Raw genomic sequence first — 24,098 nt, 5'->3', positions numbered from 1 at the left:
GCGCCGACGCCGGTGTGAAATCGGGCCCGGTTCCGCAAAACCGCCCGCCGCAGCCGGCCGGGCGGTCGCCAGCGGGGTGGTTTCACCGCCCACTATCGCCAGACGGCAGGACGCAGACGCAATGACTTCAGCACTGGCCTCCGTTCCGCCGCAAGCCGGCGCCGAGATTTTCGAGCGCGTCCTGGTCGCTCCCAGCGGTCTGGTGGTGCTGGACTGCAAGGACGTCCATGCCCTGATCGACCAGTTCCGCGCAATCGCCCGGCACACCGGGCAGGCGGTGTACCTGTGGCAGCCCGACACCGGCCTGGGCAGCCTGCGCGATGCGCAGGTGCGGGTGCCGGAGTGCCAGCGGCTGGGCAACGCGTTGCGCTACATGCAGCAGAGCATGCATTTCGGCGTGTATTTCCTGCTCGGACTGGAGCTGCCGCTGTCGGCGATGGACGCCACCTTGCTGCGTCAGCTTGCCCGCGCGCCCAAGGGCCACCTGCGCCGCGTGGTGCTGATCGACGCGCCAGTGGCGCTGGTCGAGCACCTGGGCGAACTGGCGACACGCGTGGGCAGCGAAGACAGCCAGCCGCGGCGACTGCGTCTGCGCGACGGTCGCTGGCTGGTTTGAGGCCGGTAGGCAGATGAATTCCGGCATTCTGGTGGTTGCCGCCCAGCGCGAACTGCGCCGCAGCCTGTTCGACGCACTCGACCAGGCGGGTTATCCGCAGATCCACAGCGCGCGCGACGTGTCGCACGCGGCGATCCTGCTCGAAGGCCGCGCCGCGCTGCCGCCGCTGCAGCTGATGGTGGTGGTGCTGGCCGGTGACGAGGTGCAGGCGCGCATTGCTTGCGAGCAGCTGCGCCGCCTGCCGGGCGGCGCCGACACGCCGCTGATCGTGGTGCTGGGCGATGACGCCACGCTGGGTCCGAGCGACCTGCCGACCGGCGTCGCCGACTGGCTTTCGGCCGCGCAGATCGGCAGCGAACTGGTGCCGCGCTGGCGGCGCTGGCAGGCCCGCAACGGCCAGCGGCGCCCTCCTGCGGCCGCCTCTGACGGTGACGCGCATGAGGATTACCGCTACGTATTCGACGAGAGCGACAGCGAGTGGCTGATCGCCGATGCGCAGACCGGCCGCCTGCTCGAGGTCAGCCCCACGGTGGCGCGGCACAGCCGCATGCATGCCAGCCAGTGGGAAGGCCTGCCGCTGGCCGAGGTGCTGCGCTTCGAGGGCATTGCGATCGACCAGGTGCTGGCCGAAGCCAACCGCGGCTGGTATCCCTGCCAGCGCAAGTCGGCGATCGGCGCCGATACCGGCCAGGCCAGCGTGCGGCGCATCCGGCATGCCGGACGCGAGGCACTGGCCTTGATGTTCCGCAGCGATCGCGCCGACCTGCGGGCAGAAGCTGCGTTGTCGTTGCTGTCGCGCATCTTCGCCTCGACCAGCGGCGTCGACGCGCAGAACGCCGCCGGCCGCCTGCTGTTCGACGAGCTGGGCCTGGACTACCTGGCCGTCTGGTCGGCGCGCCAGGACGGCGACGCGCCGGTCCAGATGCTGCGGCTGTGGAACGGCGACGAGCCGGCATGGCCGCCGCCAACGCTGCAGAGTTCGCTGCAGTTGGTGCTCGGCGGCAAGCCCATCCTGTACCGCACCGACGCGAAGCGGCTGGCGTCAGTGGACCCGCTGCTGCAGCAACTCGACCTGGCCGGGTTTGCCGGCCTGCCGTTGTACGACGAGCGGCATACCGTGCTCGGCGCGATGCTGGCCGGCAGTCGGCGCGGCTTTGGCAAGATGGGCATCATCGAGCCGGTGCTGCGCTGCGCTGCGGCGCGCTTCGCGCAGATGCTGGAGCTGGGCCGCACCCGCGAGCAGGGCCGCGCGGAGGGCTTGGTCGACGCCCTGACCGGCCTGCCGAACCGGCTGCTGTTCAACGACCGGCTGGACACCATCATCCGCGAGGCGACCCGCAACGGCGAGTGCTTCGCGGTGCTGTTCGTCGATCTCGACCGTTTCAAGGCGATCAACGACACCTACGGCCATGCCGCCGGCGACCAGGTGCTGCGCATGGTCACCCAGCGCCTGTGCGGCAGCATCCGCGCTTCCGATACGGTGGCGCGCTACGCCGGCGACGAGTTCACCGTGGTGCTGCGCCATATCGTGAAGAACGACGACGTATTGCGCGTAGCCGAGAAGATCGTGCAGGTGATGGAGACGCCGCTGTTCCTGGAGGACGGCACCGAGCTGCAGGTGACCGCGTCGATGGGCCTGAGCTTCTTCCCTGACGACGCCGGCGACGCGCAGACCCTGCTCAAGCATGCCGACGAGGCGATGTACGCGGCCAAGCACCAGGGCCGCAATACCTTCCAGATCTACGAGGTGAGCCCGGAATACGCCCAGCAGCACGGCATGGCGCTGAAGACCCGCCTGCGCCACGCCGAGGGCAACGGTGAATTGCGCGTGGTCTACCAGCCGCAGGTCAACACCGAGACCGAGGACATCATGGGGATGGAGGCGCTGGTGCGCTGGGAGCATCCCGAGCTGGGCATGATCAGCCCGGCGGTGTTCATCCCGCTGGCCGAGGAAAGCGGCCTGATCGTCTCCATCGGCGAGTGGGTGATGCGCACCGCCTGCCGCCAGGCGAAGGAATGGGAACAGCTTTACGGCCTGCGCCTGCGCCTGGGCGTGAACCTGTCCGCGGTGCAGTTAATGGAACCGCAGCTGCTGGAAACCGTGGCGAGCGTGTTGCGCGAAACCGGGCTGGATCCCACCCTGCTGGAAATGGAGGTCACCGAGAGCATCAGCATCAAGGAGGCGCCGAACCTGGTCGAGAACCTGCACGCGCTGCACCGGCTGGGCTGCCACATCGCGATCGACGATTTCGGCACCGGTGCAGCCTCGCTGGACTACCTGCGCCGGCTGCCGGCCGACCGCATCAAGATCGACCAGAGCTTCGTGCGCAACATCGGGGTGGACCCCGACGACGAAGCGATCGTGCGCGCCACCATCGAGATGGCCCATCGGCTGAAACGCGCGGTGGTGGCGGAAGGCGTGGAGATCGAGCAGCACCTGCAGTTCCTGCGCCAGCACGGTTGCGACGAACTGCAGGGCTACCTGTTCTGCCGCCCGCTGCCGCCGGCAAGTTTCGACAAACTGCTGGCCGAGCGCCAGCGCCTGTTGAAGGCGCGGGTGGCCGAGCCGGCTTGAGCCGGCGGCCGGCGTCCCCATAACTTGGTCGACCCGTCACGGGTCCGGGGCACGCCCATGCCAGGCATGGCGTTGTGGTGGGGCGATACCCGGTGCATGCTGAACTCGGGCGCCGGATCGCGGTCTGAGCGCCGCGTTCAGTTCAAAACAGCTCCCGCAGCGGAAGACGGCATTGACGACGGATACGGCCCGGACGGGCGAAAACGAACTGGACCGCGCGCTGGTCGAGCGGGTCCAGCAGGGCGACCGGCGAGCCTTCGACCTGCTGGTGCGCAAATACCAGCATAAGGTGATCGGACTGGTCTCACGCTACGTGCGAACCCACGCTGAATGCGAGGACATCGCGCAGGAATCGTTCATCCGCGCGTGGCGGGCGATCGGCTCGTTCCGCGGCGACAGCGCGTTCTACACCTGGCTGTACAAGATCGCGGTGAACACCGCCAAGAACCACCTGGTGGCGATGGGCCGGCGCCCTCCCTCCGGCGATATCGACGCGGACGAGGCGGAGTTCATGGCCGGCGCCGAACGCATGCACGACAGCGCCACGCCCGAGCGCGAGTTGATGCGCCAGGAAATTGAACAATCCGTGTTTTCCACTGTCCAATCTTTGCCCGAAGAGTTGCGGACCGCCATCACGCTGCGCGAGGTGGATGGCCTCAGCTACGATGAAATCGCCGAAGCGATGGGCTGCCCGATCGGCACGGTGCGTTCGCGCATCTTCCGGGCGCGCGAGGCGATCGACGAGAAGCTGCGGCCGCTGTTGTCGGACCGCGAGGATCAGACATGAATCAGGCAGGCACGAATCAGGACTCCCGGGAAAGCCTTTCCGCGGGCATCGACGGCGAATTGCCGAAGGAGCAGCTGCGCTTCCTGCTGCGCCGGCTCGATCATGACACCTCGCTGCAGCAGGCCTGGGGCCGCTACCACGTCGCCCGCGACAGCCTGCGTCGGCAGTTGCCGCCGCTGGCCGGCGCCGGTTTTGCCGCGCGGGTGATGCTGGTGATCGAGCAGGAATCGACGCCTGCCGCGACCTCGGCCCGGCGCAACCACTGGCTGCGCTGGTCCACCGGTGGCGCGATCGCCGCCAGCGTGGCCGCCGTCGCGCTGATGATCGGCCAGCCGACCGGCGACGCCGAGCGCCTGACCGCCTCGACCACCCAGCAGGAGACTAGTACGGTTGCCGCCGCGCCGGCGAGCAAGCCGACAACCTCTCCCGCCGCGGTGCCGCCATGGCTCAGCGGCAATTCCGCCGGTTTGCTCAGCCAGCAGGCCTCGGCCACCCTCGGCGCGCCGTTCGGCCAGAGCCAGCCGGTCTATGCGCGGCGGCTGTCGGGTTATCCCTCGATGGCCCGTTACCGCATGCTCGACAACAACGACGGCAGCTACCTGCTGCTGCTCGACCCGGAGCGACAGGCCGCACCAGATCGCTCGCGCCGGGCTTCCGCCGTCGCGCAATGAAACGAGCCCGCGTGACTGCCCGCGGCTCGCTCTCGCCCCTTTTACCTCCACCGGCCCGTCGCACGGACCGCTCGGCGGCGCGTGTCCGTATCGGGCACGCCGCCATCCGGATTACCCATCCACTCGAAGTCTACCGGCCGACATCAACCAAGGAGGAGTCATGAGCCATTCCATCTTGCGCAGCCTGGCGTGCTTTGCGCTGCTGGGCATCGCCAGTGCCGGTACGGTGCAGGCGCAGGCGCCGGCCGCGGCGGCGCTGCCGGACTTCACCGGTATCGTGCAGAAGAACGCGCCGGCCGTGGTGCACGTCGAGGCCCGCTACAACGGCGAGCGGCAGGGCAACAGCCGCAGCATGCACGGGCAGACGATGCCCGGCCAGGGCATGCCGGACGACCCGCAGGCGGAGATCCTGCGGCGCTTCTTTGGCATGCCGATGATGCCGTCGCCGCAGGAGCAGAAGCACATCTCGCTGGGCTCGGGCTTCATCATTTCCGGCGATGGCTACATCCTCACCAACAACCACGTGGTCGACCATGCCGACAAGGTGACCGTGCGCCTGCAGGACCGGCGCACGCTGACTGCCAAGGTGATCGGCACCGACCCGACCTATGACATCGCCCTGCTCAAGGTGGATGCCGGCGGCAGCCTGCCAGCGGTGACCCTCGGCGACTCGCGCAGCCTCAAGCCGGGGCAGTGGGTGCTGGCGATCGGCTCGCCGTTCGGCTTCGACTACACGGTGACCCAGGGCATCGTCAGCGCGGTGGGCCGCAACCTGGGCCAGCGCGATCAGCCGTACACCTCGTTCATCCAGACCGACGTGCCGATCAACCGCGGCAATTCCGGCGGCCCGCTGTTCGACCTGCAGGGCCGGGTGGTGGGCATCAACTCGCAGATCTATTCCAACACCGGCACCTACTCCGGGGTGGCGTTCTCGATCCCGATCGACGTGGCGATGAACGCGGTGCAGCAGCTCAAGAGCAAGGGCTACGTGTCGCGCGGCATGCTGGGAGTGACGGTGCAGCCGGTCGACGATGACATGGTCAAGGCGTTCGGCCTGGACAACGGCGTAGGCGCGGCGGTAGTCGACGTCACCGCGGGCAGCGGTGCGGCCAAGGCCGGCATCCAGTCGGGCGACGTGATCCTGGCCTACGACGGGCGGACGCTGCAGCAGGCCCCGGACCTGCCGCCGCTGGTGGGCATGACCAAGCCGGGCAGCAAGGTGCCGGTGGAAATCCTGCGCAACGGCAAAAAGCAGACGCTCCAGGTCACCGTCGGCGAGGCCTCGCGCGACCGCAACGCGATGAATGGCCAGGGCACGGCCCCGTCGCTGGCGCGCAGCGGCTCGGCCGTGCTGGGTCTGACCGTACAGTCGATCGACGACGACACCCGCACCCAGCTCGGCCTGAAGCCGGGGCAGGGCGTGGTGATCGGCGACATCACCGGGTCGGTGGCGGCGCAGGCGGGATTGCAGACGGGCGACGTCATCCTGATGGTCAACCAGCAGAAGGTCGGCAGCGTGGCCGAGTTCGAGGCGGCCACCAAGGGCGTGAAGGCCGGCAGCACGGTACTGTTGCTGGTGCGCCGCGGCGAACAGAGCAGTTTCATCGGCCTGACCGTACCGGATGGCGAATGACCGCGGCGGCGCGCGACTGGCGGTAACGCGGCGCCGCGTGGTTTGCGCATGGCGGCGGCGGGTTCTGCGATAATGCCGGGTTAGCGTCACTTTGTGCTGACGCGCCGCCACGCATGGTGCGTGATGGCAAGCCCAAGCCCGACAGGCCGCCCGCGCTCCATGGAATTGATCCGCAACTTCTCCATCATCGCCCACATCGACCACGGCAAGTCGACCCTGGCCGATCGCATCATCCATCTCTGCGGCGGCCTGGCCGACCGCGAGATGGAGGCGCAGGTGCTGGACAACAATCCGATCGAGCGCGAACGCGGCATCACCATCAAGGCGCAGTCGGTGTCGTTGCCGTACAAGGCGCGCGATGGCAAGACCTATCAGCTCAACTTCATCGACACGCCCGGCCACGTCGACTTCTCCTACGAGGTGAGCCGCTCACTGGCCGCGTGCGAAGGCGCGCTGCTGGTGGTGGACGCCGCCCAGGGCGTGGAGGCGCAGTCCGTCGCCAACTGCTACACCGCGGTGGAGATGGGCCTGGAAGTGGTGCCGGTGCTGAACAAGATCGACCTGCCCACCGCCGACATCGAGAAGGTGAAGGGCGAGATCGAGGCGGTGATCGGCATCGATGCCACCGATGCGGTGGCGATCAGCGCCAAGACCGGCCTCAACGTGATCGAGGTGCTGGAGGCGATCGTCGCGCGCATCCCGCCGCCCAAGCCGCGCGACACCGACCGGCTGCAGGCGCTGATCATCGACTCGTGGTTCGACAACTACCTGGGTGTGGTGTCGCTGGTGCGCGTGATGCAGGGCGAGATCAAGCCCGGCGACAAGCTGCTGGTGATGTCCACCGGGCGCACCCACGAAGTGGACGACGTCGGCGTGTTCACGCCCAAGCGCAAGAAGCTGGACAAGCTCGGCGCCGGCGAGGTGGGCTGGATCAATGCCTCGATCAAGGACGTGCACGGCGCGCCGGTCGGCGACACGCTGACCCTGGCCGGCAAGCCGGCCGAGAAGGCTCTGCCCGGTTTCCAGACCATGCAGCCACGCGTGTTCGCCGGCCTGTTCCCGGTGTCGTCGGACGACTTCCCGGCGATGCGCGAAGCGCTGGACAAGCTGCGCCTGAACGACGCCGCGCTGTTCTTCGAGCCGGAATCCTCCGAGGCGATGGGCTTCGGTTTCCGCTGCGGCTTCCTCGGCATGCTGCACATGGAAATCGTGCAGGAGCGGCTGGAACGCGAATACGATCTGAACCTGATCACCACCGCGCCGACCGTGGTGTATGAGGTGCTCAAGACCGACGGTTCGATCCTGATGCTGGACAACCCGGCCAAGCTGCCGACGAATTCCAGTCTGGTGCAGGAGATCCGCGAGCCGATCATCGTCGCCAACATCCTCACGCCGCCGGACTACATCGGCAACGTGATCACCCTGTGCGAGGAGAAGCGCGGCGTGCAGCGCTCGATCCAGTACCTGGCCACCCAGGTGCAGATCAGCTACGAGATGCCGCTGGCCGAAGTGGTGATGGATTTCTTCGACCGGCTGAAATCCGTTTCGCGCGGCTACGCCTCGATGGACTACCACTTCGAGCGTTTCGATGCCGGCCCGTTCGTGCGCGTGGACGTGCTGATCAATGGCGACCGCGTCGACGCGCTCTCGCTGATCGTGCACCGCAGCCACGCCGACCGCCGCGGCCGCGACCTGGTCGAGCGGATGAAGGACCTGATCCCGCGCCAGCAGTTCGACGTGGCGATCCAGGCCGCGATCGGTGCGCAGGTCATCGCGCGTTCCACGGTGAAAGCCCTACGCAAGAATGTTCTGGCCAAGTGCTACGGCGGCGACGTCAGCCGCAAGAAGAAGCTGCTGGAGAAGCAGAAGGAAGGCAAGAAACGCATGAAGCAGGTCGGTCGCGTGGAAATTCCCCAGGAAGCCTTCCTGGCGGTTTTGAAAGTGGACAAATAGCCGGGATACGGGATTCGGGATAAAGGATTCGGAGCAGCCGCACTTTCGAATCCCGTATCCCGAATCCCGTATCCCGGCTCCGAAGGAGCCCCCATGGAATTCGATTTTTCCGCCATCCTGCTTGGCCTCACCGTGCTGTTCGGCGTGGTGTGGGGGCTGGACCGGCTGTTCCTGTACAAGAAGCGCAAGGCGCGGCTGGAGGCAGCCGGCGGGGAGTATCGCGACCCGGCCCCGGTGGACTGGTCGCGCTCGCTGTTTCCGGTGGTGCTGGTGGTGCTGCTGCTGCGCTCGTTCGTGGCAGAACCCTTTCGCATTCCGTCGGGCTCGATGATGCCGACGCTGGACGTGGGCGATTTCATCCTGGTCAACAAGTTCGCCTACGGCCTGCGCATGCCCGCGTTCAACAACAAGCTGGTCGATCTCGGCGAGCCGCAGCGTGGCGACGTGGTGGTGTTCCGCTTCCCCGGCTACCTGTGTGAGGAAGGCGGCAAGCTGGTGCGCAGCGGCGACATGAGCTGCAGTGATCCGCACGCGTCGGTGCCGGCGCAGAACTGGATCAAGCGGGTGATCGGCCTGCCGGGCGACAGCATCGAGGTGCGTGGCGCCGAGCTGTGGGTGAACGGCCAGCGCGTGAACGCCGAGGAGATCGGCCCCTATGTGGGCAACCCGCAGCGCAGCGTGGACCAGATCATGCTGAACATGGGCGCCACGGTGTGGACCGAACACCTGGGCAAGGTCAACCACATGATCGCGCGGATGCCGGCCTACACCACGCCCAATTCGATCCCGAACGACCGCGTGCCATCGAAGGTGCCGCCGGGGTGCTACCTGGTGATGGGCGACAACCGCTACGACAGCCTGGACAGCCGCTGGTGGGGCTGCATGCCGGAGCAGAACCTGGCCGGCAAGGCGTTCCTGATCTGGATGAGCTGGAAGGGCTGGGGCACTGGCGGGGTGGACTTCTCGCGCATCGGCACGGTGATCCACTGAAGCTGATCGTGGCGGCCCGGCTGGCGAAAGCGTGACGGGGTCGAACTGCCGCGCGCGTGGCCGCCGACAGTGCGAGAATCCGCAGGCATAATCGGCACGCCCGCGTGGGCGGCGACGGTCGCCGTGCGCGGATCACCACACACACAGGCACGCCGAGCAGGCGGCATAGCGAGGGGACTATGAAATCGAAGCAGTCGGGCATCACCCTGGTCGGGTTCCTGATGGTCATGGCCATCGTGGGCTTTCTGGCCTACATGGGCATGAAGCTGCTGCCGTCGTATTCGGAGTACATGGGCGTGGTGAAGGCGATGAACCAGGTCGCCACCGAGGGCACCAACGGCAGGTCGCTGGACGACATCCGCCGTGGCCTGATGTTCAAGATGGGCTTCCAGTATGTGGACGACGCCACCATCAAGCCGGCGAACATCACCATCGTGCGCAACAGCGGCGGCGCCAATCAGCTGCGCGTGGCCTACGACAAGCAGATTCCGTTCATGTACAACATCGACTTCCTGCTGCACTTCGAGAAGAGCGTGCCGCTGCAGGGCAACGTAGGCGAGTAACTTTTGGAACCGAACTACCGTTTTCGCGACCCGACGCTGGCGCAGCTGGCGCTGACCCACCGCAGCGTCGGCAGGCCGAACAACGAGCGGCTGGAGTTCCTCGGCGATGCGCTGCTCGGCGCGATCGTCGCCGAGATGCTGTACGAAGCCCACCCCAAGGCCAGCGAAGGCGAGCTGTCGCGGTTGCGGGCGCAACTGGTCAACGGCCAGGCGCTGGCCGTGGTGGCACGCGAACTGGCGTTGGGCGACGGGCTGAAACTCGGCCCCGGCGAATTGAAGAGCGGCGGCTTCCGGCGCGATTCGATCCTCGCCGACGCGTTCGAGGCGATGGTCGCCGCGGTCTACCAGGACGGCGGCTTCGACGCCTGCCGCGAGTTCGTGCGCGGGCTGTTCGCCGAACGCATCGTCGCCCTGCGCCGCTCCTCCAAGGACGCCAAGACGCGGCTGCAGGAATGGCTGCAGGCCAAGGGCCTGCCGTTACCGCAGTACGAACTGGTCGCCAGCCATGGCGAGGACCACGCCAAGACCTTCGACGTCAGCTGCAGCATCGGCGAACCGCTGGCGTTCATCGCCGAAGCGCATGGCGGCAGCCGCCGTGCCGCGGAGCAGGACGCAGCCGAGACCGTGTTGAACCGGCTGCTGGAACAGCAGCGCGACGCCTGACCTCGCTGCTTCCGCCCGCCGCGCCGCGTGCCGCCTCCGGCGAAGCACTACACTTGCCACCCGACCTGAGCAACCCGCGCCATGAACCACGAACTGGACCCCGCCGGCGGCATGCTGCCGCACGAGAACTTCCGTTGCGGCCTGGTGGCGCTGGCCGGGCGGCCGAACGTGGGCAAGTCCACCTTGCTCAACGCGCTGATCGGCTTTCGCCTGTCGATCACCAGCCCGCGGCCGCAGACCACCCGCCACCGCATCCTCGGCATCAGCACCAGCGAGGCCGGGCAGATCATGTACGTCGACACGCCCGGGCTGCACCGCGGCGCCAAGCGGGCGATGAACCGCAGCCTGAACCGCGCCGCGCGCTCGGCGATCAGCGACGTCGACCTGGTGGTGCAGGTGATCGAAGCCGGCCGCTGGACCGACGAGGACGAGGCGCTGTACGCCGCCCTGGTCGAGCAGCCGACGCCGCGCCTGCTGGCGATCAACAAGGTCGACCTCAGCAAGGACAAGTCGGCGATGCTGCCGTTCGTCGCCGGGCTGGCGGTGGAACACAGCTACGACGAGATCCACTACCTCAGCGCGCTCAAGCGCAAGGGCCTGAAGGAGCTGGAGCGGGCGATCCTGCAGCGCCTGCCGGTGCGCCCGCCGGTATTCGGCGAGGACGAGATCACCGACCGCAGCGAGCGCTTCCTCGCCGCCGAGATGGTGCGCGAGCAGCTGATGCTGCGGCTGGACCAGGAGCTGCCGTACGCCACCACGGTGGAGATCGAGCAGTTCAGCGACCGCCCCGACGGCATCGCCGAGATCCATGCGGTGATCTGGGTCGAGCGCGACGGCCAGAAGGCGATCGTGATTGGCAACGGCGGCGCCCAGCTCAAGGCGATCGGCAGCAACGCGCGGCGCCACATGGAGCGCATGTTCGAGCGCAAGGTGTTCCTGAAGCTGTGGGTGAAGGTGCGCGAAGGCTGGGTCGACGACGAGAACATGCTGAAGAAGTTCGGCTATACCGATTAGGGCCGGGATTCGGGATTGGGGATACGGGATTCGTAAAAGCCTCGAAGCCTGCACGCTCTTGCGAATCCCGTATCCCCAATCCCGAATCCCGGCTTTTACTCCATGCGCCTCGAACAGCAACCCGCCTACGTCCTGCATGCGCGTGCCTACCGCGAGACGTCGCTGCTGCTGGAGTGCCTGACCCGCGAGCATGGTCGGCTCGGCGTGGTGGCGCGCGGCGTGCGTGGCGAGCGCTCGCGCCTGCGGCGGGCGCAACTGGAGCCGTTCCAGCCGCTGGCGATGGATCTGCTGCTGCGCGGCGAGCTGGCCACGCTGACCGCGGTCGAGACGGTGGGTACGCCGACGCGCCTGCCGGGCGACGCCGGCCTGGCCGGGCTGTATCTCAACGAACTGGTGGTGCGCCTGACCGGCCGGCAGGACCCGTACCCGCGCTTGTTCGATGCCTATGCGCGCACGCTGGCACGGCTGGCCGCTGGCGAATCGCTGGCCTGGAGCCTGCGCCGCTTCGAGCGCGACCTGCTGGAGGCGATCGGCTACGGCCTGCAGCTGCTGCACGACGCGGAATCCGGCGAGCCGCTGGAGCCGTCGGCGTGCTACCGCTATCAGGTCGAGCAGGGCGCCGTGCGTTGCGTCGCCAGCACGCCGCGCGCGCTGCGCGGCAGCGACCTGCTGGCGCTCGGGCAAGACAGCATGCCCGACGCCCATGGCCTGAAAACCTTGCGCGACCTGATGCGGGAAGTGATCCGCTTCCACCTGGGCGGGAGCGAGCTGCGCGCCTGGCGGGTGCTGGCGACGGCGGTCTCCGGGCGCAAGGCGCCGTCCGGCTAGGAGCGTGGGCGGCAGAAGCTTTCGAGGCGAAGCAGACGCTCTTGCAGCCGGAAGATTTCTGCCGCCTACGCTCCTAGTTGTCCAGCGCCTGCAACGTCGCCAGCAGGGCGCGGCGGAAGCGCGCCAGCGCGATCGGCGCGACGCCACGCTGCAGCAGTTGCCGCTGCAGCAGCACGGTCTGCGTGGACAGCGCGGCCGCACCGCAGAAGCCGCAGGAGGAGCGCAGCCGGTGCAGGCGCTCGCCGAAGCCGGCAGGGTCGCGGCTCAGCGCATCGAGCTCCTGGTGCAGCAGGGCGAGTTCCTCGCGTAGCAGCAGGCGCAGGGCGCGCATGGTGGTGGCGTCGCCGGTGGCGGTCAGGGCGGCCTGGTCGTCCAGCATGCCGGCGGCCTGGCGTTCCGGCTGCACCAGGGCCAGCACCTCCTGCAATGCGGCCAGACCACACGGTTTCAGCAGGATCTGGCTGAAGCCGGCGTCGAGCAGCGACTGCCGCGCGCCCGGTTCCAGCTCGGCCGTGGTGGCCACCGCAATGCTTTCCGCCGAGCGGGCCCGCTCGTCCTCGCGCAGCGCGGTCAGGATCTGCAGTGCGCCGGCGCCGGGCATGCGGCAATCCAGCAGCAGCAGGTCGAACGGCTCGGCGCGCGCCCGTTGCAAGGCTGTCGCGCCGTCCAGGCAGGCCTCCGTGTAGGCACCCATCACGTCCAGCCCGTCGCACAGGAAACGGCAGCTGCCGGGGTCGTCGTCGGCCACCAGTACCCGCGCGCGGCTGGCAGGGGTGGGCTCGGAATCGGTATTGACGAGGGAGCTGCTCATGACGAAATCCATATCGTTCATCTTGATTTGGCAGAATGGCCCGACATGCGCCCGACTTCAAGCCACTTGCTGCTGTGCTGCTGCCTGCTGCTGGGGATCGGCTGGATGCTGCCTGCGCAGGCGCAGGTACTGCTGACGGCGAAGTCGATCAGCGTGCCGGGGGTGCGCCTGCAGGGGGTAAGCCTGCGCCTCGACGAGGAGGCTGCCGGAGGCTTGCGGCTGCGATTGAGCGCCGAGCAGGCGGATGTGCCGGCGATGGGCTGGCGGCGGCTGGGCCTGAACCTCGACGGCAACCTGCAGCGCGATGCCCGCCTGCGCTGGAGCCTCGACGGCAACGTGCGCCTGGCCGGCGCGCCGGGCGGGGCGCTCAGCGACGCCCGCGTCAACATCCTGCTCAGCGAGGCGGCCAACACTCTGCTGGTCGACATCACCCAGGGCAAGGCGCATGCCAGTACCGCGCTGCCGCTGGACCGGCCCACGCATGCGCAGATCAGCCTGGACAATCTTCCCGCCGGCTGGCTGCAGGGCCTGCTGGGCACGGTGTGGTCGGGGCGCCCCACCGGCGGCCGGCTGGATGCCGAACTGGCGCTGGACCTGCGCGATCCCGGGCTGCAGTCGTCCGGACAATTCAGCGTGGCCAAGCTGGGTTTCGATACCCCCGGCGGCACCTTGGCCGGGCAGGGGCTGGACGGCAACGGGCGCTTCAGTCTGGACACCACCGCCGGCCCGGCGCGGATCGAACTGGACTCCACCCTGCGCCGTGGCGAGCTGCTGCTGGGGCCGATCTACGTGAGGCTGCCGGATCATCCGGTCCAACTGGCGCTGCACGCGAGTGCGCAGAGCGGCACCTTTGAACTGAGCCACCTGCGATTGAACGATACCGACGCGTTGCAGCTCGACGGTGCGCTGGCCTTCGACGCGAAAGGCGCGCTGAGGAGCCTGCGGCTGGACCACCTGCGCGCGACTTTTCCGGCGGCCTACCAGCGTTATGGCGAGGCCTGGCTGAGCACGTTGGGGCTGCGTGACATGCGCATCGCCGGCCAGCTGAGCGGCAGCCTGGACCTGCGCGCAGACGGCCCGCATGCCTTCGCGTTCACCACCGAGGGGCTGAACCTGGCCGACGCGGATGGCCGGTTGGCGGTCGAGGGCTTGCAGGGCGGGCTGGATTGGGCGAGCGATGGCGAGCGGCCGGCCACCACCCTGGGCTGGCGCAGCCTGCAGTTCCACCGCCTGACCCACGGCGCCGCGCAATCGCGCTGGCAAAGCCGCGGCGGTACGCTCGGCCTGCAGCAGCCCTTGCTGGTGCCGGTGCTTGAGGGGCAGCTGCGGATCGGCCAACTGGACTGGCGCCCGGCGGCGGCCGAAGGGCAGCGGCTGGCGGCCTCGCTGGCGCTGACCGGCGTCGATATGGCCGCGTTCAGCCGGGCGATGGGCTGGCCGGCGTTCCCTGGTACGCTCGCCGGGGCGATTCCATCGCTGCGCTGGGTCGACGACCGTTTCGAACTGGCCGGCGGCCTGTCGGCCAGCGTGTTCGGCGGTTTCGTCGACGTCACCGCGCTCTCGCTGCAGCAGCCGTTTGGCGCCACCCCGGTGCTGACCGGCGACATCACGCTGAAGCAACTGGACCTGGCCGCGATCACCAGCGTGTTCGATTTCGGCAGCATCACCGGCCCGCTGGACGGGTCGATCGAGGACCTGCGCCTGGTCAACTGGAGCCCGGTCGCGTTCAAGGCCAGCCTGCTGGCGGGCACGGGTGGCCGGATCAGCCAGCGCGCGGTGAACAACCTCACCAGCGTCGGTGGCGGCGGCATCGCCGCCGGCCTGCAGGGCGCCGTGCTGAAGCTGTTCAAGAGCTTCGGCTACAAGCGCATTGGCCTCAACTGCACGCTGCAGGGCACGCTGTGCAAGATGAGCGGTCTGGAAGCCACCGACGACGGCTACACTATCGTCGAAGGCAGCGGCCTGCCGCGGTTGCAGGTAGTCGGCCACCAGACCCAGGTCGACTGGCCGACCTTGGTGCGCCGTCTGCAGGACGCCATCCACGGTGAAGCGCCACAGATCCGCTGAACGAAGTGCGGGTGGCGGCGCTTCCCACCTTTTCAACTACAGGAGTTGGTCATGCGCAAGTTCGTCTACCTCGTCCTGACTTCGCTGGCCGTGGTGCTGGTCGGTTGCGTCACCATCAACGTGTACTTCCCCGAGGCGGCGGCGCAGAAGGCCGCCGACCAGTTCATCGGCAACGTGCTCGACCAGACCACGCCCGCCGCGCCGGCGCCGAAGATGCCCAAGCCGACGGCGAAGGATGGTGGCGCGCAACCATCGGCGATGCTGCTCGACTTGCTGCTGCCGGCCGCGCACGCCGCCGAGACGCCGGACATCCGCATCCAGACCGCCGCCACCGAGGCGATCCGCGGCCGCATGCAGGGCCGCTTCCAGGGCCCGCTGGGCGACTTGCTCGACAGCGGCGCGGTGGGCTTCACCCGCGACGGCATGGTGGCCATGCGCGACGCCGCCAAGGTGCCGCTGAGCCAGCGCGCGCAGGCGAATACCACCGTGGCCGACGAGAACCGCGACCGCACCGCGCTGTACCGTGAGATCGCCAACGCCAACAACCATCCGGAGTGGGAGGCGCAGATCCGCGCCACCTTCGCCAAGAGCTGGATCGAGAAGGCGCGCGCCGGCTGGTATTACCAAGACGCCTCCGGCGCCTGGCAGAAGAAATAAATGTAGATACCGTCTCGTTCCGCGTTATGCAAGCGAGCATCCAGGTGATGCGTGCGCAGAGGCAACGAGGCGGTGTCTGGGGTAGTCAGGATCAAACAGCGAGTTGGTATGGATGACGCCCCAGACTAGGTGCAGGAGCTTCCGCATGGCGGCACACACGGTCACGATGGGGAGCTTCCCGCGTGCGAGCAACCGTTCGCAGAAGGCACGAACCACGGGGTTGTGGTTCTTGGCGCAGATGGCGGGAAAGTAGAGTTTGGCGCGCAAGCCGGGGGCACCGGTTTTGGAGATCCGGACCTGTCCCTTGAGCGTGCCCGACTCGCGCCGTGCCGGGTTGAGGCCGGCGAAGGCGACCAGCTTGCCCGGCGCGTCGAAGCGTCGCAGGTCGCCCAGTGCGGCGAGCAGGGAGGCCGACGTGGTCTTGGCGATGCCGGGGATGGACGTCATCAACGCCGCGTCGTAGCGCAGCTGGGGATCCTTGTCGATGTGATTGTTGATGCGCTGCTCCAGCGCCTTGATCTGCTTGCGCAGTTCCTTGAGCGACGCTTCCACCGAGTCGCGTACGGCGTCATTGGCGACGTCGAGTCGGTTCGCTTCCATCCGCTCCATGCCCTTGAGATCGTCCAGCCGTTCGACCAGCGCGCGCAAGGTGCGCTGGGCCGCTGTCGGCGGCATCCACGGCGCCATCGGATGGGTGCCGGCCTGCTGACTGGTGGCGAACTGCGCAATGAGCTTGGCGTCTGTGCGGTCGGTCTTGGTTCGCGTCAGCTGGCTCTTGCCGAAGTACTTTACTTGCGCCGGATTGGCCACGTAGACCGTCTTGCCTTGCTGTACCAGGAAGATGGCCAGTGCCTCGTGATAGATCCCCGTCGCTTCCATGCACACCGCCGCTTCCGGCGCGTGCTTGTCCAACCAGGTCATCAACTCCTGGAAGCCTTCTTCACGATTGGCCACCTTGGCGCGTGTCTGGAATTTGCCCGGCTTGGCCAGACCAACGGCCACATCAAACGTGGCCTTGGCCACATCCACTCCCACAACGTTTGTCATCGCCTTACCTCGCATGGTTTGTTCCGATCACCATGCTCATCCGGCTGATCCTTAGGTGTGCAGGCTCACGCCAGTGGCGGGCCGAGGGTACCGTTCAAACTTCTGGATGAGCGAAATCGGAACCGGGGTGTGCATCTACGTCACGGGCTCGAAGCCAAAGGAGCGCATCGGCATCACCCGGTTCCCCCGATGATCAGTCGGGAATGCTCGACCCTGACAGGTCGGACATCAAGACCTAAGGAGCGCACCTTGTGCGCGATGCCTTTCGTCGGGTGACGAAGAGCATCGCGCACGACCGAAGGAGTTCCCCTGTGGACAGGGTGCTCTTCTGCAGGGCGCCCATCGGCCCGATCTGGGATAATCGGCGGCCAATCCTCCTGTTTGCCCTCATGTCCCGATCCAACTCCGCGCCCTCCACGCCTTTCGAAGCCCATATCACCGCCCTCGCACATGACGGCCGCGGCGTGGCCCGCATCGATGGCAAGACGGTGTTCGTCAGCGGTGCGCTGCTCGGCGAGCAAGTGACGGCGAAGCTGCGCAAGCGCCATCGCCACTTCGACGAGGCGGAGGTGGTCGAGGTGCTCGTGGCCTCGCCGCACCGGGTCGAGCCGCGTTGCCGCCACTTTGCCGAGTGCAGCGGCTGCTCGCTGCAGCACCTGGACGCTGCCGCGCAGATCGAGGCCAAGCAACGCGTGCTGGCGGAAAACTTCGAGCGCATCGGCAAGGTCGCTCCCGCGTCATGGTTGCCGCCGCTCACCGCCGAGCCGTGGGGCTACCGGCGCAAGGGCCGGCTGTCGGTGCGCAACGTGGCGAAGAAGGGCCGCGTGCTGGTCGGTTTTCGCGAGGAGCAGAACCCGCGCTTCGTCACCGAGATCCAGCAGTGCGAGGTGATGCACCCGGCGCTCGGTCCCAAGGTCGGCCTGCTCGCCGAGCTGCTCGGCACGATGGACGCGGTCAACGACGTTCCGCAGATCGAGTTCGCTGCCGGCGACGATTTGATGGCGCTGGTGTTCCGCCACATGCAGCCGCTGAGCGAACACGACCTGGCCGCGCTGACCGCGTTCGGCCAGCAGCACGGTTTCGCGATCTACCTGCAGCCGGGTGGCACCAGCAGTGTGCATCCGCTGTGGCCGGAACACCCGCGGCTGGCCTTCCGCATCGCCAGCGGCGACGCACGCTACGCCGACGTCGAGCTGGAATTCCAGCCGCTCGACTTCGTGCAGGTCAACGCCGGCATGAACCAGCTGATGATGGCGCGCGCCATGGAACTGCTCGATCCGCAGCCCACCGACCGCGTACTGGACCTGTTCTGCGGCCTCGGCAACTTCACCCTGCCGATCGCCCGCCGCGTGGCCGAAGTCGTCGGCGTGGAAGGCGAGCATGGCCTGGTCGAGCGCGCCGCGCAGAACGCCGCGCGCAACGGCATCGCCAACGCGTGCTTCCACGTGGCCAACCTGTTCGAGGACCAGCGCGCCGCCGACTGGGCGAAGCAGCCCTGGGACAAGCTGCTGCTCGATCCGCCACGCGCCGGCGCGGACAAGCTGCTGGACTACCTGCCGCACAAGCAGACCCGCCGCATCGTCTATATCTCCTGCCATCCCGCCTCGCTGGCGCGCGACGCCGGCATCCTGGTCGAGCGGCACGGCTTCAGGCTGGCCGCGGCCGGGGTGATGGACATGTTTCCGCACACTTCGCACGTCGAGTCGATTGCTTTATTCGAGCGGTCTTCCTGACCGCAAAGGTCAAACGGGCGGCTATCCATGGAGTGGCTCATGCATCCGTCCATGGATGCGAAAATCAAAAAGCGGCCATCCATGGCCGCACTCTTTAATAAAAGCCGTTTCATTGCGGGTAATGTCGCTGGACTCCATGACTATCGAGATCGAACGAAAATTCCTGCTGGCCAATGACGGCTGGCGCGCCGGCGTCGAGCGCAGCGAGCCGATCGCGCAGGGCTATCTGGTGGGCGCGCAGGCGTTGCGCGCGGGGCTGGCGCATGCCTCGGTGCGCGTGCGCATTGCCGGCGAGCGGGCCTGGCTCAACGTCAAGGCCGCCACGCCTGGTATCGCGCGGGCCGAGTTCGAGTACCCGATTCCGCTCGACGAGGCGAAGGCCATGCTGGCCACCTTGTGCGATGGCGTGCTGGAGAAGACCCGCCACTACCTGCGCTTCGACGGCACGTTGTTCGAGATCGACGAATTCGCCGGCGACAACGCGGGCCTGGTCGTCGCCGAGGTCGAACTGCCGGCGGTCGATGCGCCGTTTCCGCGGCCGCCGTGGCTGGGCAGCGAGGTGAGCACGCTGGTGCGCTACTACAACGTCAACCTGATCGCGCACCCGTACCGGCAATGGTCGCCGGCGGAACGCGTCGTGGAGGGTGCTGCATGCTGATGATCGGCGTGGCCGGGCTGCAACTGGCCGAGCACGAGCAGCGCTGGCTGGCCGCGCCCAGCGTGGCCGGCGTGCTGCTGTTCGCGCGCAACTACGCCTCGCGCGAACAGCTGATCGCGCTGTGCGAGGCGATCCGCGAGGCCGGCGGCGAGGACCTGCTGATCGCGGTCGATCAGGAAGGCGGCCCGGTGCAGCGCTTCCGCGACGGCTTCACCCGGCTGCCGCCGCTGGCGGCGATCGGCGCGGTATACGACCGCGATCCCGGGGAAGCGGTGCGCCTGGCGGAAGAACATGCCTGGGTGATGGCCAGCGAGCTGCGCGCCAGCGGCGTCGATTTCAGTTTCGCGCCGGTCGTGGACCTGGCCCGCGGCAACGCGGCGATCGGCCTGCGCGCGTTCCACGCCGATCCAGCGGTGACGGCCGAGCTTGGCCAGGCCTATGTGCGCGGCATGCATCTGGGCGGCATGGCGGCGGTGCTCAAGCACTTCCCCGGCCACGGTTCGGTGGCCGCCGACACGCACGAGGCGCAGGCGATCGACCCGCGCAGCCTGGACGCGATCCGGCGTGATGACCTGCTGCCGTTCGCCGAATGCATCGAGGCGCGGGTCGAGGCGGTGATGATGGCGCATGTGACCTACCCGGCGGTGGACAGCCGCCCGGCCGGTTACTCGCGCATCTGGATCGGCGACGTCCTGCGTGGCGAGCTGGGCTTTGCCGGCGCCGTGGTCAGCGACGACATCAGCATGGCGGCCGCCGGCGCCGCCGGCAGCGTGGGCGAGCGTGTGCGCGCGCACTTGGATGCCGGCTGCGATCTGGTACTGGCCTGCTTCCCCGAGGTGGTGGAGGAGGCGATTGCCGCGCTGCCGGCCGACACTCCGCCAATGTCGCCGTCACTGGCTGCCCTGCGCGGCGCGCTGGGTTCCAGCTGGGCCGGCCTGCTGGACAACCCGCAGCGCGACCGCTTCGTCGCGCGCATCACGGCACTGCACGCCGATCAAGGAACCGCATGAACACTCCGACCCCTTCGCTGGCCGACGCCCTGGCGCAGGCCGAACTGCTGCACGATCGCGCCACGCTGGAAAGCGTGATCGCCGACATGGGTCGGCGCATCGACACCGCACTGGACGGCGAGCGCGCGGTGTTCCTCACCGTGATGAACGGCGCGCTGATCTTCGCCGGCCAGCTCGCGCTGGCGATCCGCACCGACCTGGAGTTCGACTACGTGCACGCCACCCGCTACCGCGGCGCCACCAGCGGCAGCGAGCTGCACTGGCTGCGCGAGCCGGCGGTGCCGCTGGCCGGCCGCACGGTGCTGCTGGTCGACGACATCCTCGACGAAGGCCACACGCTGAAGGCGGTGCGCGACGACTGCTACCGGCGTGGGGCGAACAAGGTGCTGATCGTCAGCCTGTGCACCAAGCGCCACGACCGCCTGGTCGAAGGCATCGCGTCGGATTTCAACGGCGTCGAGCTGCCGGACCGCTACGTGTTCGGCTACGGCATGGACTACTACGAGCAGGGCCGCAACCTGCCGGGGATCTACGCGTTGAAAGACTAGAGCGGAGAATAGGGGCCTGCATTTACTCCTCCCCCCGCTCGCAGGGGGAGGTTGGCGACCGAAGGGAGTCCTTCAGGTGAGGGGGGTAAAGCTCTTGCTCTTTGTCTTGAAGATCAAGAGCGACCCCACCCCAGCCCTCCCCTGCTGCGCAGGGGAGGGGGCAAAGCCGGCATTCCCGTTGACTTCACCCGAACATGGATCACCACGATGCCTCACCTTGACCACGCCTCCATCGACCTGGCCGTCATCGGCGGCAGCGGCCTGTACAAATTTCCGGGCCTGGAAAACACCACGCGGAAGGCGGTGGACACGCCCTACGGCGCGGCGTCGGGCGACGTCGTGCTCGGCGATTTCGCCGACAAGCGCCTGGCCTTCCTGGCCCGCCACGGCGAAAGCCACACGTTGCCGCCGCACCGGGTGAATTACCGCGCCAACCTGTGGGCGCTGCACAGTCTGGGCGCGCGGCGGGTGGTCGGCGTGAACGCGGTGGGCGGCATCCGCGGCGACATGGGGCCGCGGGTGATCGTGGTGCCCGACCAGTTGATCGACTACACCCATGGCCGCACCACCAGCTATTGCGATGTCGAGGGCGCCGAAGTGAGGCACATCGATTTCAGCGAGCCGTACACCGAGGCGCTGCGCCTGCAACTGCTGGCGGCGGCGCGGGCGGCGAACGTCGAGGTGGTCGGCGGCGGCTGCTATGGCGCCACCCAGGGGCCGCGGCTGGAAACCCGCGCGGAGATCGCCCGCATGAAGCGCGACGGCTGCGACCTGGTCGGCATGACCGGCATGCCGGAGGCCGTACTGGCGCGCGAGCTGGGGCTGGAGTATGCCTGCCTGGCGCTGGTCGCCAACTTCGCCGCCGGCTGCGGCGACGAGGCGGAAATCAGCATCGAGGAGATCTTCGCCCACCTGGCGGCGGCTACCGCCGAGGTGCCGCGCATCCTCGCCGCCATGCTGAAAAACTGAGCGCTGCAGCGAATTCATGCAATGGCGGGTATTTTCGTATTGCGCTCGGCCTTCACATATTGATACTTTCCCCCGGCCAGGGCGGCGAACCTCAGGGGGAGACTAGGGTTCAGTGCAGATCCTGGCACACCCAATCCATGGATCCAGAGGTTCACGCAATGCGTTTCGGTACGGTCAAATGGTTCAACGACGCCAAGGGTTTCGGTTTCATCGCGCCTGAGGATGGCGGGGAGGACGTGTTCGTCCATTTTTCGGCCATCAACTCCAAGGGCTTCCGCAGCCTACAAGAAGGCCAGCGCGTGCAGTTCGAAGTGACCCAGGGCCCGAAGGGCGCCCAGGCATCGGCAGTCGAAGCCGCCTGATCTTCCAGGCTAGCGTTGTAAAGCACGAACGAAGCCCCGCATCCCGTGCGGGGTTTCTTTTTTCCGGATCACGTTCAGCTGCGAGCGCGTGCTGACCCCGGGCGCAGGCCAGCGCCATCGAGGCCTCCGCATTGATCCGCGAGCTGGTGGCGCGGGCGAACGGGCGCCTGGGCGGTGGTGCCCCGCCGGCGTCACCGCACAGAACATCGCGGCGCTGGCTGCCGCCACCGGCGCGCACAAGTTCCATGCCTCCGCCAAGCATCGACTTCCATCCGGCATGCGGCATCGCCGGACGCTGCTCGCCGACAAGCCGGCGAACTGCGCAGCGATGTCGCACAGGTCCGCGCCCCGGCCGCCCTGTGCACCACCATGTAGGAGCCCGCTGGCGGGCGATGCTTTGAAAGCCGGGATTCGGGATTCGGGATTCGGGATTCGGGATTTGGGATTTGGGATTCGGGATTCGGGATTCGCAAGAGCAAAAGCATCGCCCGCCAGCGGGCTCCTACCAGGGAGCCGAGCCGCGGGCGATTCCCTACGGCAGCGCATGGCGGCCCTGCTTGGTTAATATGACGAACTGCCCATCCGCATCCGAATACAGCAGGAGCCATCGAGTGATCATTAAGCCCAAAGTCCGCGGTTTCATCTGCGTCACCGCCCATCCGGTCGGTTGCGAGCGCAACGTGCTCGACCAGATCGCGATCACCGAGGCCGCCGGCCATGCCAGAAGCAAGGGCCCCAAGCGCGTGCTGGTGATCGGCGCCTCCACCGGCTACGGCCTGGCCTCGCGCATCACCGCCGCGTTCGGCTACGGCGCCGCCACGCTCGGTGTGTTCTTCGAGAAGCCCAGCAGCCACGACAAGACCGGCACCGCCGGCTGGTACAACGCCGCGGCGTTCGACAAGGCCGCCAAGGCCGCCGGCCTGTACAGCAAGTCGATCAACGGCGACGCGTTCGCCCATGAAACCCGCGCCAAGGCCATCGAGATCATCAAGAACGAGATGGGCGGCCCGATCGACCTGGTGGTCTATTCGCTGGCCTCGCCAGTGCGCAAGCTGCCCGACACCGGCGAAGTGGTTCGCTCGGCGCTCAAGACCATCGGCGAACCGTTCCACAACACCTCGGTCGACACCAACAAGGACATGGTGATCGAGGCCACCGTGGAGCCGGCCACCGAGCAGGAGATCAAGGACACCGTCACCGTGATGGGCGGCGAGGACTGGGCGCTATGGATCGACGCGCTGAGCCAGGCCGGCGTGCTCGCCGAACATGCCAAGACCATCGCCTATAGCTACATCGGCACCGAGATCACCTGGCCGATGTACTGGCACGGAACCCTCGGCCAGGCCAAGCAGCACCTGGACGACACGGCGAAGCAACTGCGCAGCCGCCACCCCGACCTCGAGGCCTACGTCGGCGTGATGAAGTCGGTGGTCACCCAGGCCAGCGCCGCCATCCCGGTGATCCCGCTGTACGTCTCCATCGCCTTCAAGATCATGAAGGAGAAGGGCATTCACGAAAACCCGATCGAGCAGGCCAACCGCCTGTTCCACGACCGCCTCTACCGCGCCGACGGCGCCGCCGCACTCACCGACGACGAAGGCCGCATCCGCCTGGACGACTGGGAACTGCGCGACGACGTGCAGGACGCCTGCAAGACCCTGTGGCCCACCGTCACCACCGAAAACCTGCGCGAAATCACCGACTACGCGGGGTACAAGCACGAGTTCCTGAAGTTGTTCGGGTTTGATCGGGACGACGTGGACTACGACGCCGAGGTGGAGGCGGACCGGCGGTTTGATTGTTTGGAGGGGTGAGGAGGCTGGAAGCCACTGAGGTCTAGTGACTTCAGTAGCTTCTTCGTCCCTAATTGGTATGAAGGGGACAGGGTCGTGGCAATTTGTAGTGCCGGGCTCTCCCGATTGGTGGCCCGTTCATCTGAACGA

The 24,098-nt window shown here is 67.6% G+C and carries 22 protein-coding genes; 20 read left to right on the top strand and 2 right to left on the bottom strand.

Annotated features, from left to right (window positions below; all coding sequences use genetic code 11):
* The first annotated feature begins 121 nt into the window (after nt 1-121).
* From LRK53_RS12015 to recO, 11 genes are all read left to right on the top strand, one after another.
* On the top strand, nt 122-616 hold the full coding sequence (locus LRK53_RS12015; RefSeq protein ID WP_027492346.1) for a hypothetical protein: 495 nt from the start codon (nt 122-124) through the stop codon (nt 614-616).
* Nucleotides 617-629: 13 nt separating this feature from the next.
* A complete protein-coding gene (locus LRK53_RS12010) occupies nt 630-3,191 on the top strand; it encodes a putative bifunctional diguanylate cyclase/phosphodiesterase (RefSeq protein WP_027492347.1) in 2,562 nt (853 codons plus the stop codon).
* A 172-nt stretch (nt 3,192-3,363) separates the two neighbouring features.
* The gene (gene rpoE, locus LRK53_RS12005) at nt 3,364-3,978 is read left to right on the top strand and encodes an RNA polymerase sigma factor RpoE (protein WP_008434808.1); all 615 of its coding nucleotides are present in this window, start codon (nt 3,364-3,366) and stop codon (nt 3,976-3,978) included.
* Nucleotides 3,975-4,649 (top strand): sigma-E factor negative regulatory protein, encoded by a 675-nt coding sequence (locus tag LRK53_RS12000; RefSeq protein WP_027492348.1) that lies wholly within the window; start codon nt 3,975-3,977, stop codon nt 4,647-4,649. The genes rpoE and LRK53_RS12000 overlap by 4 nt, the downstream gene beginning before the upstream one ends.
* A 160-nt stretch (nt 4,650-4,809) precedes the next feature.
* On the top strand, nt 4,810-6,282 hold the full coding sequence (locus LRK53_RS11995; protein ID WP_027492349.1) for a Do family serine endopeptidase: 1,473 nt from the start codon (nt 4,810-4,812) through the stop codon (nt 6,280-6,282).
* Between the two features lie 159 nt (nt 6,283-6,441).
* On the top strand, nt 6,442-8,235 hold the full coding sequence (gene lepA, locus LRK53_RS11990; protein WP_027492350.1) for a translation elongation factor 4: 1,794 nt from the start codon (nt 6,442-6,444) through the stop codon (nt 8,233-8,235).
* Nucleotides 8,236-8,328: 93 nt separating this feature from the next.
* Complete coding sequence (gene lepB / locus LRK53_RS11985) at nt 8,329-9,225, top strand: signal peptidase I (RefSeq protein ID WP_027492351.1); 897 nt, start codon at nt 8,329-8,331, stop codon at nt 9,223-9,225.
* 179 nt (nt 9,226-9,404) lie between these two features.
* On the top strand, nt 9,405-9,788 hold the full coding sequence (locus LRK53_RS11980; protein WP_008434816.1) for a DUF4845 domain-containing protein: 384 nt from the start codon (nt 9,405-9,407) through the stop codon (nt 9,786-9,788).
* Nucleotides 9,789-9,791: 3 nt separating this feature from the next.
* Entirely contained in the window at nt 9,792-10,451 is a 660-nt protein-coding gene (gene rnc, locus LRK53_RS11975; protein ID WP_027492352.1) for a ribonuclease III, read from the top strand.
* A gap of 81 nt (nt 10,452-10,532) precedes the next feature.
* Nucleotides 10,533-11,465: a GTPase Era gene (gene era, locus LRK53_RS11970; protein WP_027492353.1), complete on the top strand. Its 933-nt coding sequence runs from the start codon at nt 10,533-10,535 to the stop codon at nt 11,463-11,465.
* Nucleotides 11,466-11,567: 102 nt separating this feature from the next.
* Nucleotides 11,568-12,293: a DNA repair protein RecO gene (gene recO, locus LRK53_RS11965; protein WP_235642166.1), complete on the top strand. Its 726-nt coding sequence runs from the start codon at nt 11,568-11,570 to the stop codon at nt 12,291-12,293.
* A gap of 73 nt (nt 12,294-12,366) precedes the next feature.
* On the opposite strand, the gene LRK53_RS11960 is transcribed toward recO, so the two are convergent.
* Nucleotides 12,367-13,104, bottom strand: a complete 738-nt coding sequence (locus tag LRK53_RS11960) for a response regulator (RefSeq protein ID WP_338109825.1) — start codon at nt 13,102-13,104, stop codon at nt 12,367-12,369.
* Nucleotides 13,105-13,149: 45 nt separating this feature from the next.
* Here LRK53_RS11960 and LRK53_RS11955 point away from each other — a divergent pair, with 45 nt between their 5' ends.
* Together LRK53_RS11955 and LRK53_RS11950 are read left to right on the top strand one after the other, a co-directional pair.
* Nucleotides 13,150-15,171 (top strand): translocation/assembly module TamB domain-containing protein, encoded by a 2,022-nt coding sequence (locus LRK53_RS11955; protein ID WP_027492355.1) that lies wholly within the window; start codon nt 13,150-13,152, stop codon nt 15,169-15,171.
* Nucleotides 15,172-15,222: 51 nt separating this feature from the next.
* A complete protein-coding gene (locus tag LRK53_RS11950; protein WP_027492356.1) occupies nt 15,223-15,828 on the top strand; it encodes a YdbL family probable chaperone protein in 606 nt (201 codons plus the stop codon).
* 24 nt (nt 15,829-15,852) lie between these two features.
* On the opposite strand, the gene LRK53_RS11945 is transcribed toward LRK53_RS11950, so the two are convergent.
* Entirely contained in the window at nt 15,853-16,875 is a 1,023-nt protein-coding gene (locus tag LRK53_RS11945) for an IS110 family RNA-guided transposase (protein WP_081666535.1), read from the bottom strand.
* A gap of 389 nt (nt 16,876-17,264) precedes the next feature.
* Here LRK53_RS11945 and rlmD point away from each other — a divergent pair, with 389 nt between their 5' ends.
* From rlmD to fabV, 7 genes are all read left to right on the top strand, one after another.
* Complete coding sequence (gene rlmD, locus LRK53_RS11940; RefSeq protein WP_027491526.1) at nt 17,265-18,608, top strand: 23S rRNA (uracil(1939)-C(5))-methyltransferase RlmD; 1,344 nt, start codon at nt 17,265-17,267, stop codon at nt 18,606-18,608.
* A gap of 136 nt (nt 18,609-18,744) precedes the next feature.
* Nucleotides 18,745-19,266 carry a CYTH domain-containing protein gene (locus LRK53_RS11935; protein WP_027491527.1) on the top strand — a complete coding sequence of 174 codons (522 nt, stop codon included), beginning with the start codon at nt 18,745-18,747 and terminating at the stop codon, nt 19,264-19,266.
* The gene (nagZ, locus tag LRK53_RS11930) at nt 19,260-20,276 is read left to right on the top strand and encodes a beta-N-acetylhexosaminidase (RefSeq protein ID WP_027491528.1); all 1,017 of its coding nucleotides are present in this window, start codon (nt 19,260-19,262) and stop codon (nt 20,274-20,276) included. The genes LRK53_RS11935 and nagZ overlap by 7 nt, the downstream gene beginning before the upstream one ends.
* The gene (locus LRK53_RS11925) at nt 20,273-20,824 is read left to right on the top strand and encodes a hypoxanthine-guanine phosphoribosyltransferase (RefSeq protein ID WP_027491529.1); all 552 of its coding nucleotides are present in this window, start codon (nt 20,273-20,275) and stop codon (nt 20,822-20,824) included. Before nagZ ends, LRK53_RS11925 begins: the two co-directional genes overlap by 4 nt.
* 207 nt (nt 20,825-21,031) lie before the next feature.
* Nucleotides 21,032-21,793 carry an S-methyl-5'-thioinosine phosphorylase gene (locus tag LRK53_RS11920; protein WP_027491530.1) on the top strand — a complete coding sequence of 254 codons (762 nt, stop codon included), beginning with the start codon at nt 21,032-21,034 and terminating at the stop codon, nt 21,791-21,793.
* 158 nt (nt 21,794-21,951) lie between these two features.
* A complete protein-coding gene (locus LRK53_RS11915; protein WP_008434829.1) occupies nt 21,952-22,155 on the top strand; it encodes a cold-shock protein in 204 nt (67 codons plus the stop codon).
* Nucleotides 22,156-22,766: 611 nt separating this feature from the next.
* Entirely contained in the window at nt 22,767-23,969 is a 1,203-nt protein-coding gene (fabV, locus tag LRK53_RS11910; RefSeq protein ID WP_027491531.1) for an enoyl-ACP reductase FabV, read from the top strand.
* Nucleotides 23,970-24,098 lie beyond the last annotated feature (129 nt).

Source organism: Rhodanobacter thiooxydans (genome assembly GCF_021545845.1).
Lineage (GTDB): Bacteria > Pseudomonadota > Gammaproteobacteria > Xanthomonadales > Rhodanobacteraceae > Rhodanobacter.
The sequence above is the reverse complement of the archived record's forward strand: the minus strand, read 5'-3'. Positions and strand labels throughout refer to the sequence as shown.

Coding starts and splice junctions, on each gene's coding strand:
- rlmD (WP_027491526.1), top strand. CDS start 17,265: ATGTCCCGATCCAACTCCGCGCCCTCCACGCCTTTCGAAGCCCATATC.
- LRK53_RS11960 (WP_338109825.1), bottom strand. CDS start 13,104: ATGAGCAGCTCCCTCGTCAATACCGATTCCGAGCCCACCCCTGCCAGC.
- LRK53_RS12015 (WP_027492346.1), top strand. CDS start 122: ATGACTTCAGCACTGGCCTCCGTTCCGCCGCAAGCCGGCGCCGAGATT.
- LRK53_RS11980 (WP_008434816.1), top strand. CDS start 9,405: ATGAAATCGAAGCAGTCGGGCATCACCCTGGTCGGGTTCCTGATGGTC.
- LRK53_RS11920 (WP_027491530.1), top strand. CDS start 21,032: ATGCCTCACCTTGACCACGCCTCCATCGACCTGGCCGTCATCGGCGGC.
- LRK53_RS11945 (WP_081666535.1), bottom strand. CDS start 16,875: ATGACAAACGTTGTGGGAGTGGATGTGGCCAAGGCCACGTTTGATGTG.
- lepB (WP_027492351.1), top strand. CDS start 8,329: ATGGAATTCGATTTTTCCGCCATCCTGCTTGGCCTCACCGTGCTGTTC.
- LRK53_RS12010 (WP_027492347.1), top strand. CDS start 630: ATGAATTCCGGCATTCTGGTGGTTGCCGCCCAGCGCGAACTGCGCCGC.
- LRK53_RS11935 (WP_027491527.1), top strand. CDS start 18,745: ATGACTATCGAGATCGAACGAAAATTCCTGCTGGCCAATGACGGCTGG.
- LRK53_RS12000 (WP_027492348.1), top strand. CDS start 3,975: ATGAATCAGGCAGGCACGAATCAGGACTCCCGGGAAAGCCTTTCCGCG.
- lepA (WP_027492350.1), top strand. CDS start 6,442: ATGGAATTGATCCGCAACTTCTCCATCATCGCCCACATCGACCACGGC.
- LRK53_RS11950 (WP_027492356.1), top strand. CDS start 15,223: ATGCGCAAGTTCGTCTACCTCGTCCTGACTTCGCTGGCCGTGGTGCTG.
- era (WP_027492353.1), top strand. CDS start 10,533: ATGAACCACGAACTGGACCCCGCCGGCGGCATGCTGCCGCACGAGAAC.
- LRK53_RS11955 (WP_027492355.1), top strand. CDS start 13,150: ATGCGCCCGACTTCAAGCCACTTGCTGCTGTGCTGCTGCCTGCTGCTG.
- LRK53_RS11995 (WP_027492349.1), top strand. CDS start 4,810: ATGAGCCATTCCATCTTGCGCAGCCTGGCGTGCTTTGCGCTGCTGGGC.
- nagZ (WP_027491528.1), top strand. CDS start 19,260: ATGCTGATGATCGGCGTGGCCGGGCTGCAACTGGCCGAGCACGAGCAG.
- LRK53_RS11925 (WP_027491529.1), top strand. CDS start 20,273: ATGAACACTCCGACCCCTTCGCTGGCCGACGCCCTGGCGCAGGCCGAA.
- LRK53_RS11915 (WP_008434829.1), top strand. CDS start 21,952: ATGCGTTTCGGTACGGTCAAATGGTTCAACGACGCCAAGGGTTTCGGT.
- recO (WP_235642166.1), top strand. CDS start 11,568: ATGCGCCTCGAACAGCAACCCGCCTACGTCCTGCATGCGCGTGCCTAC.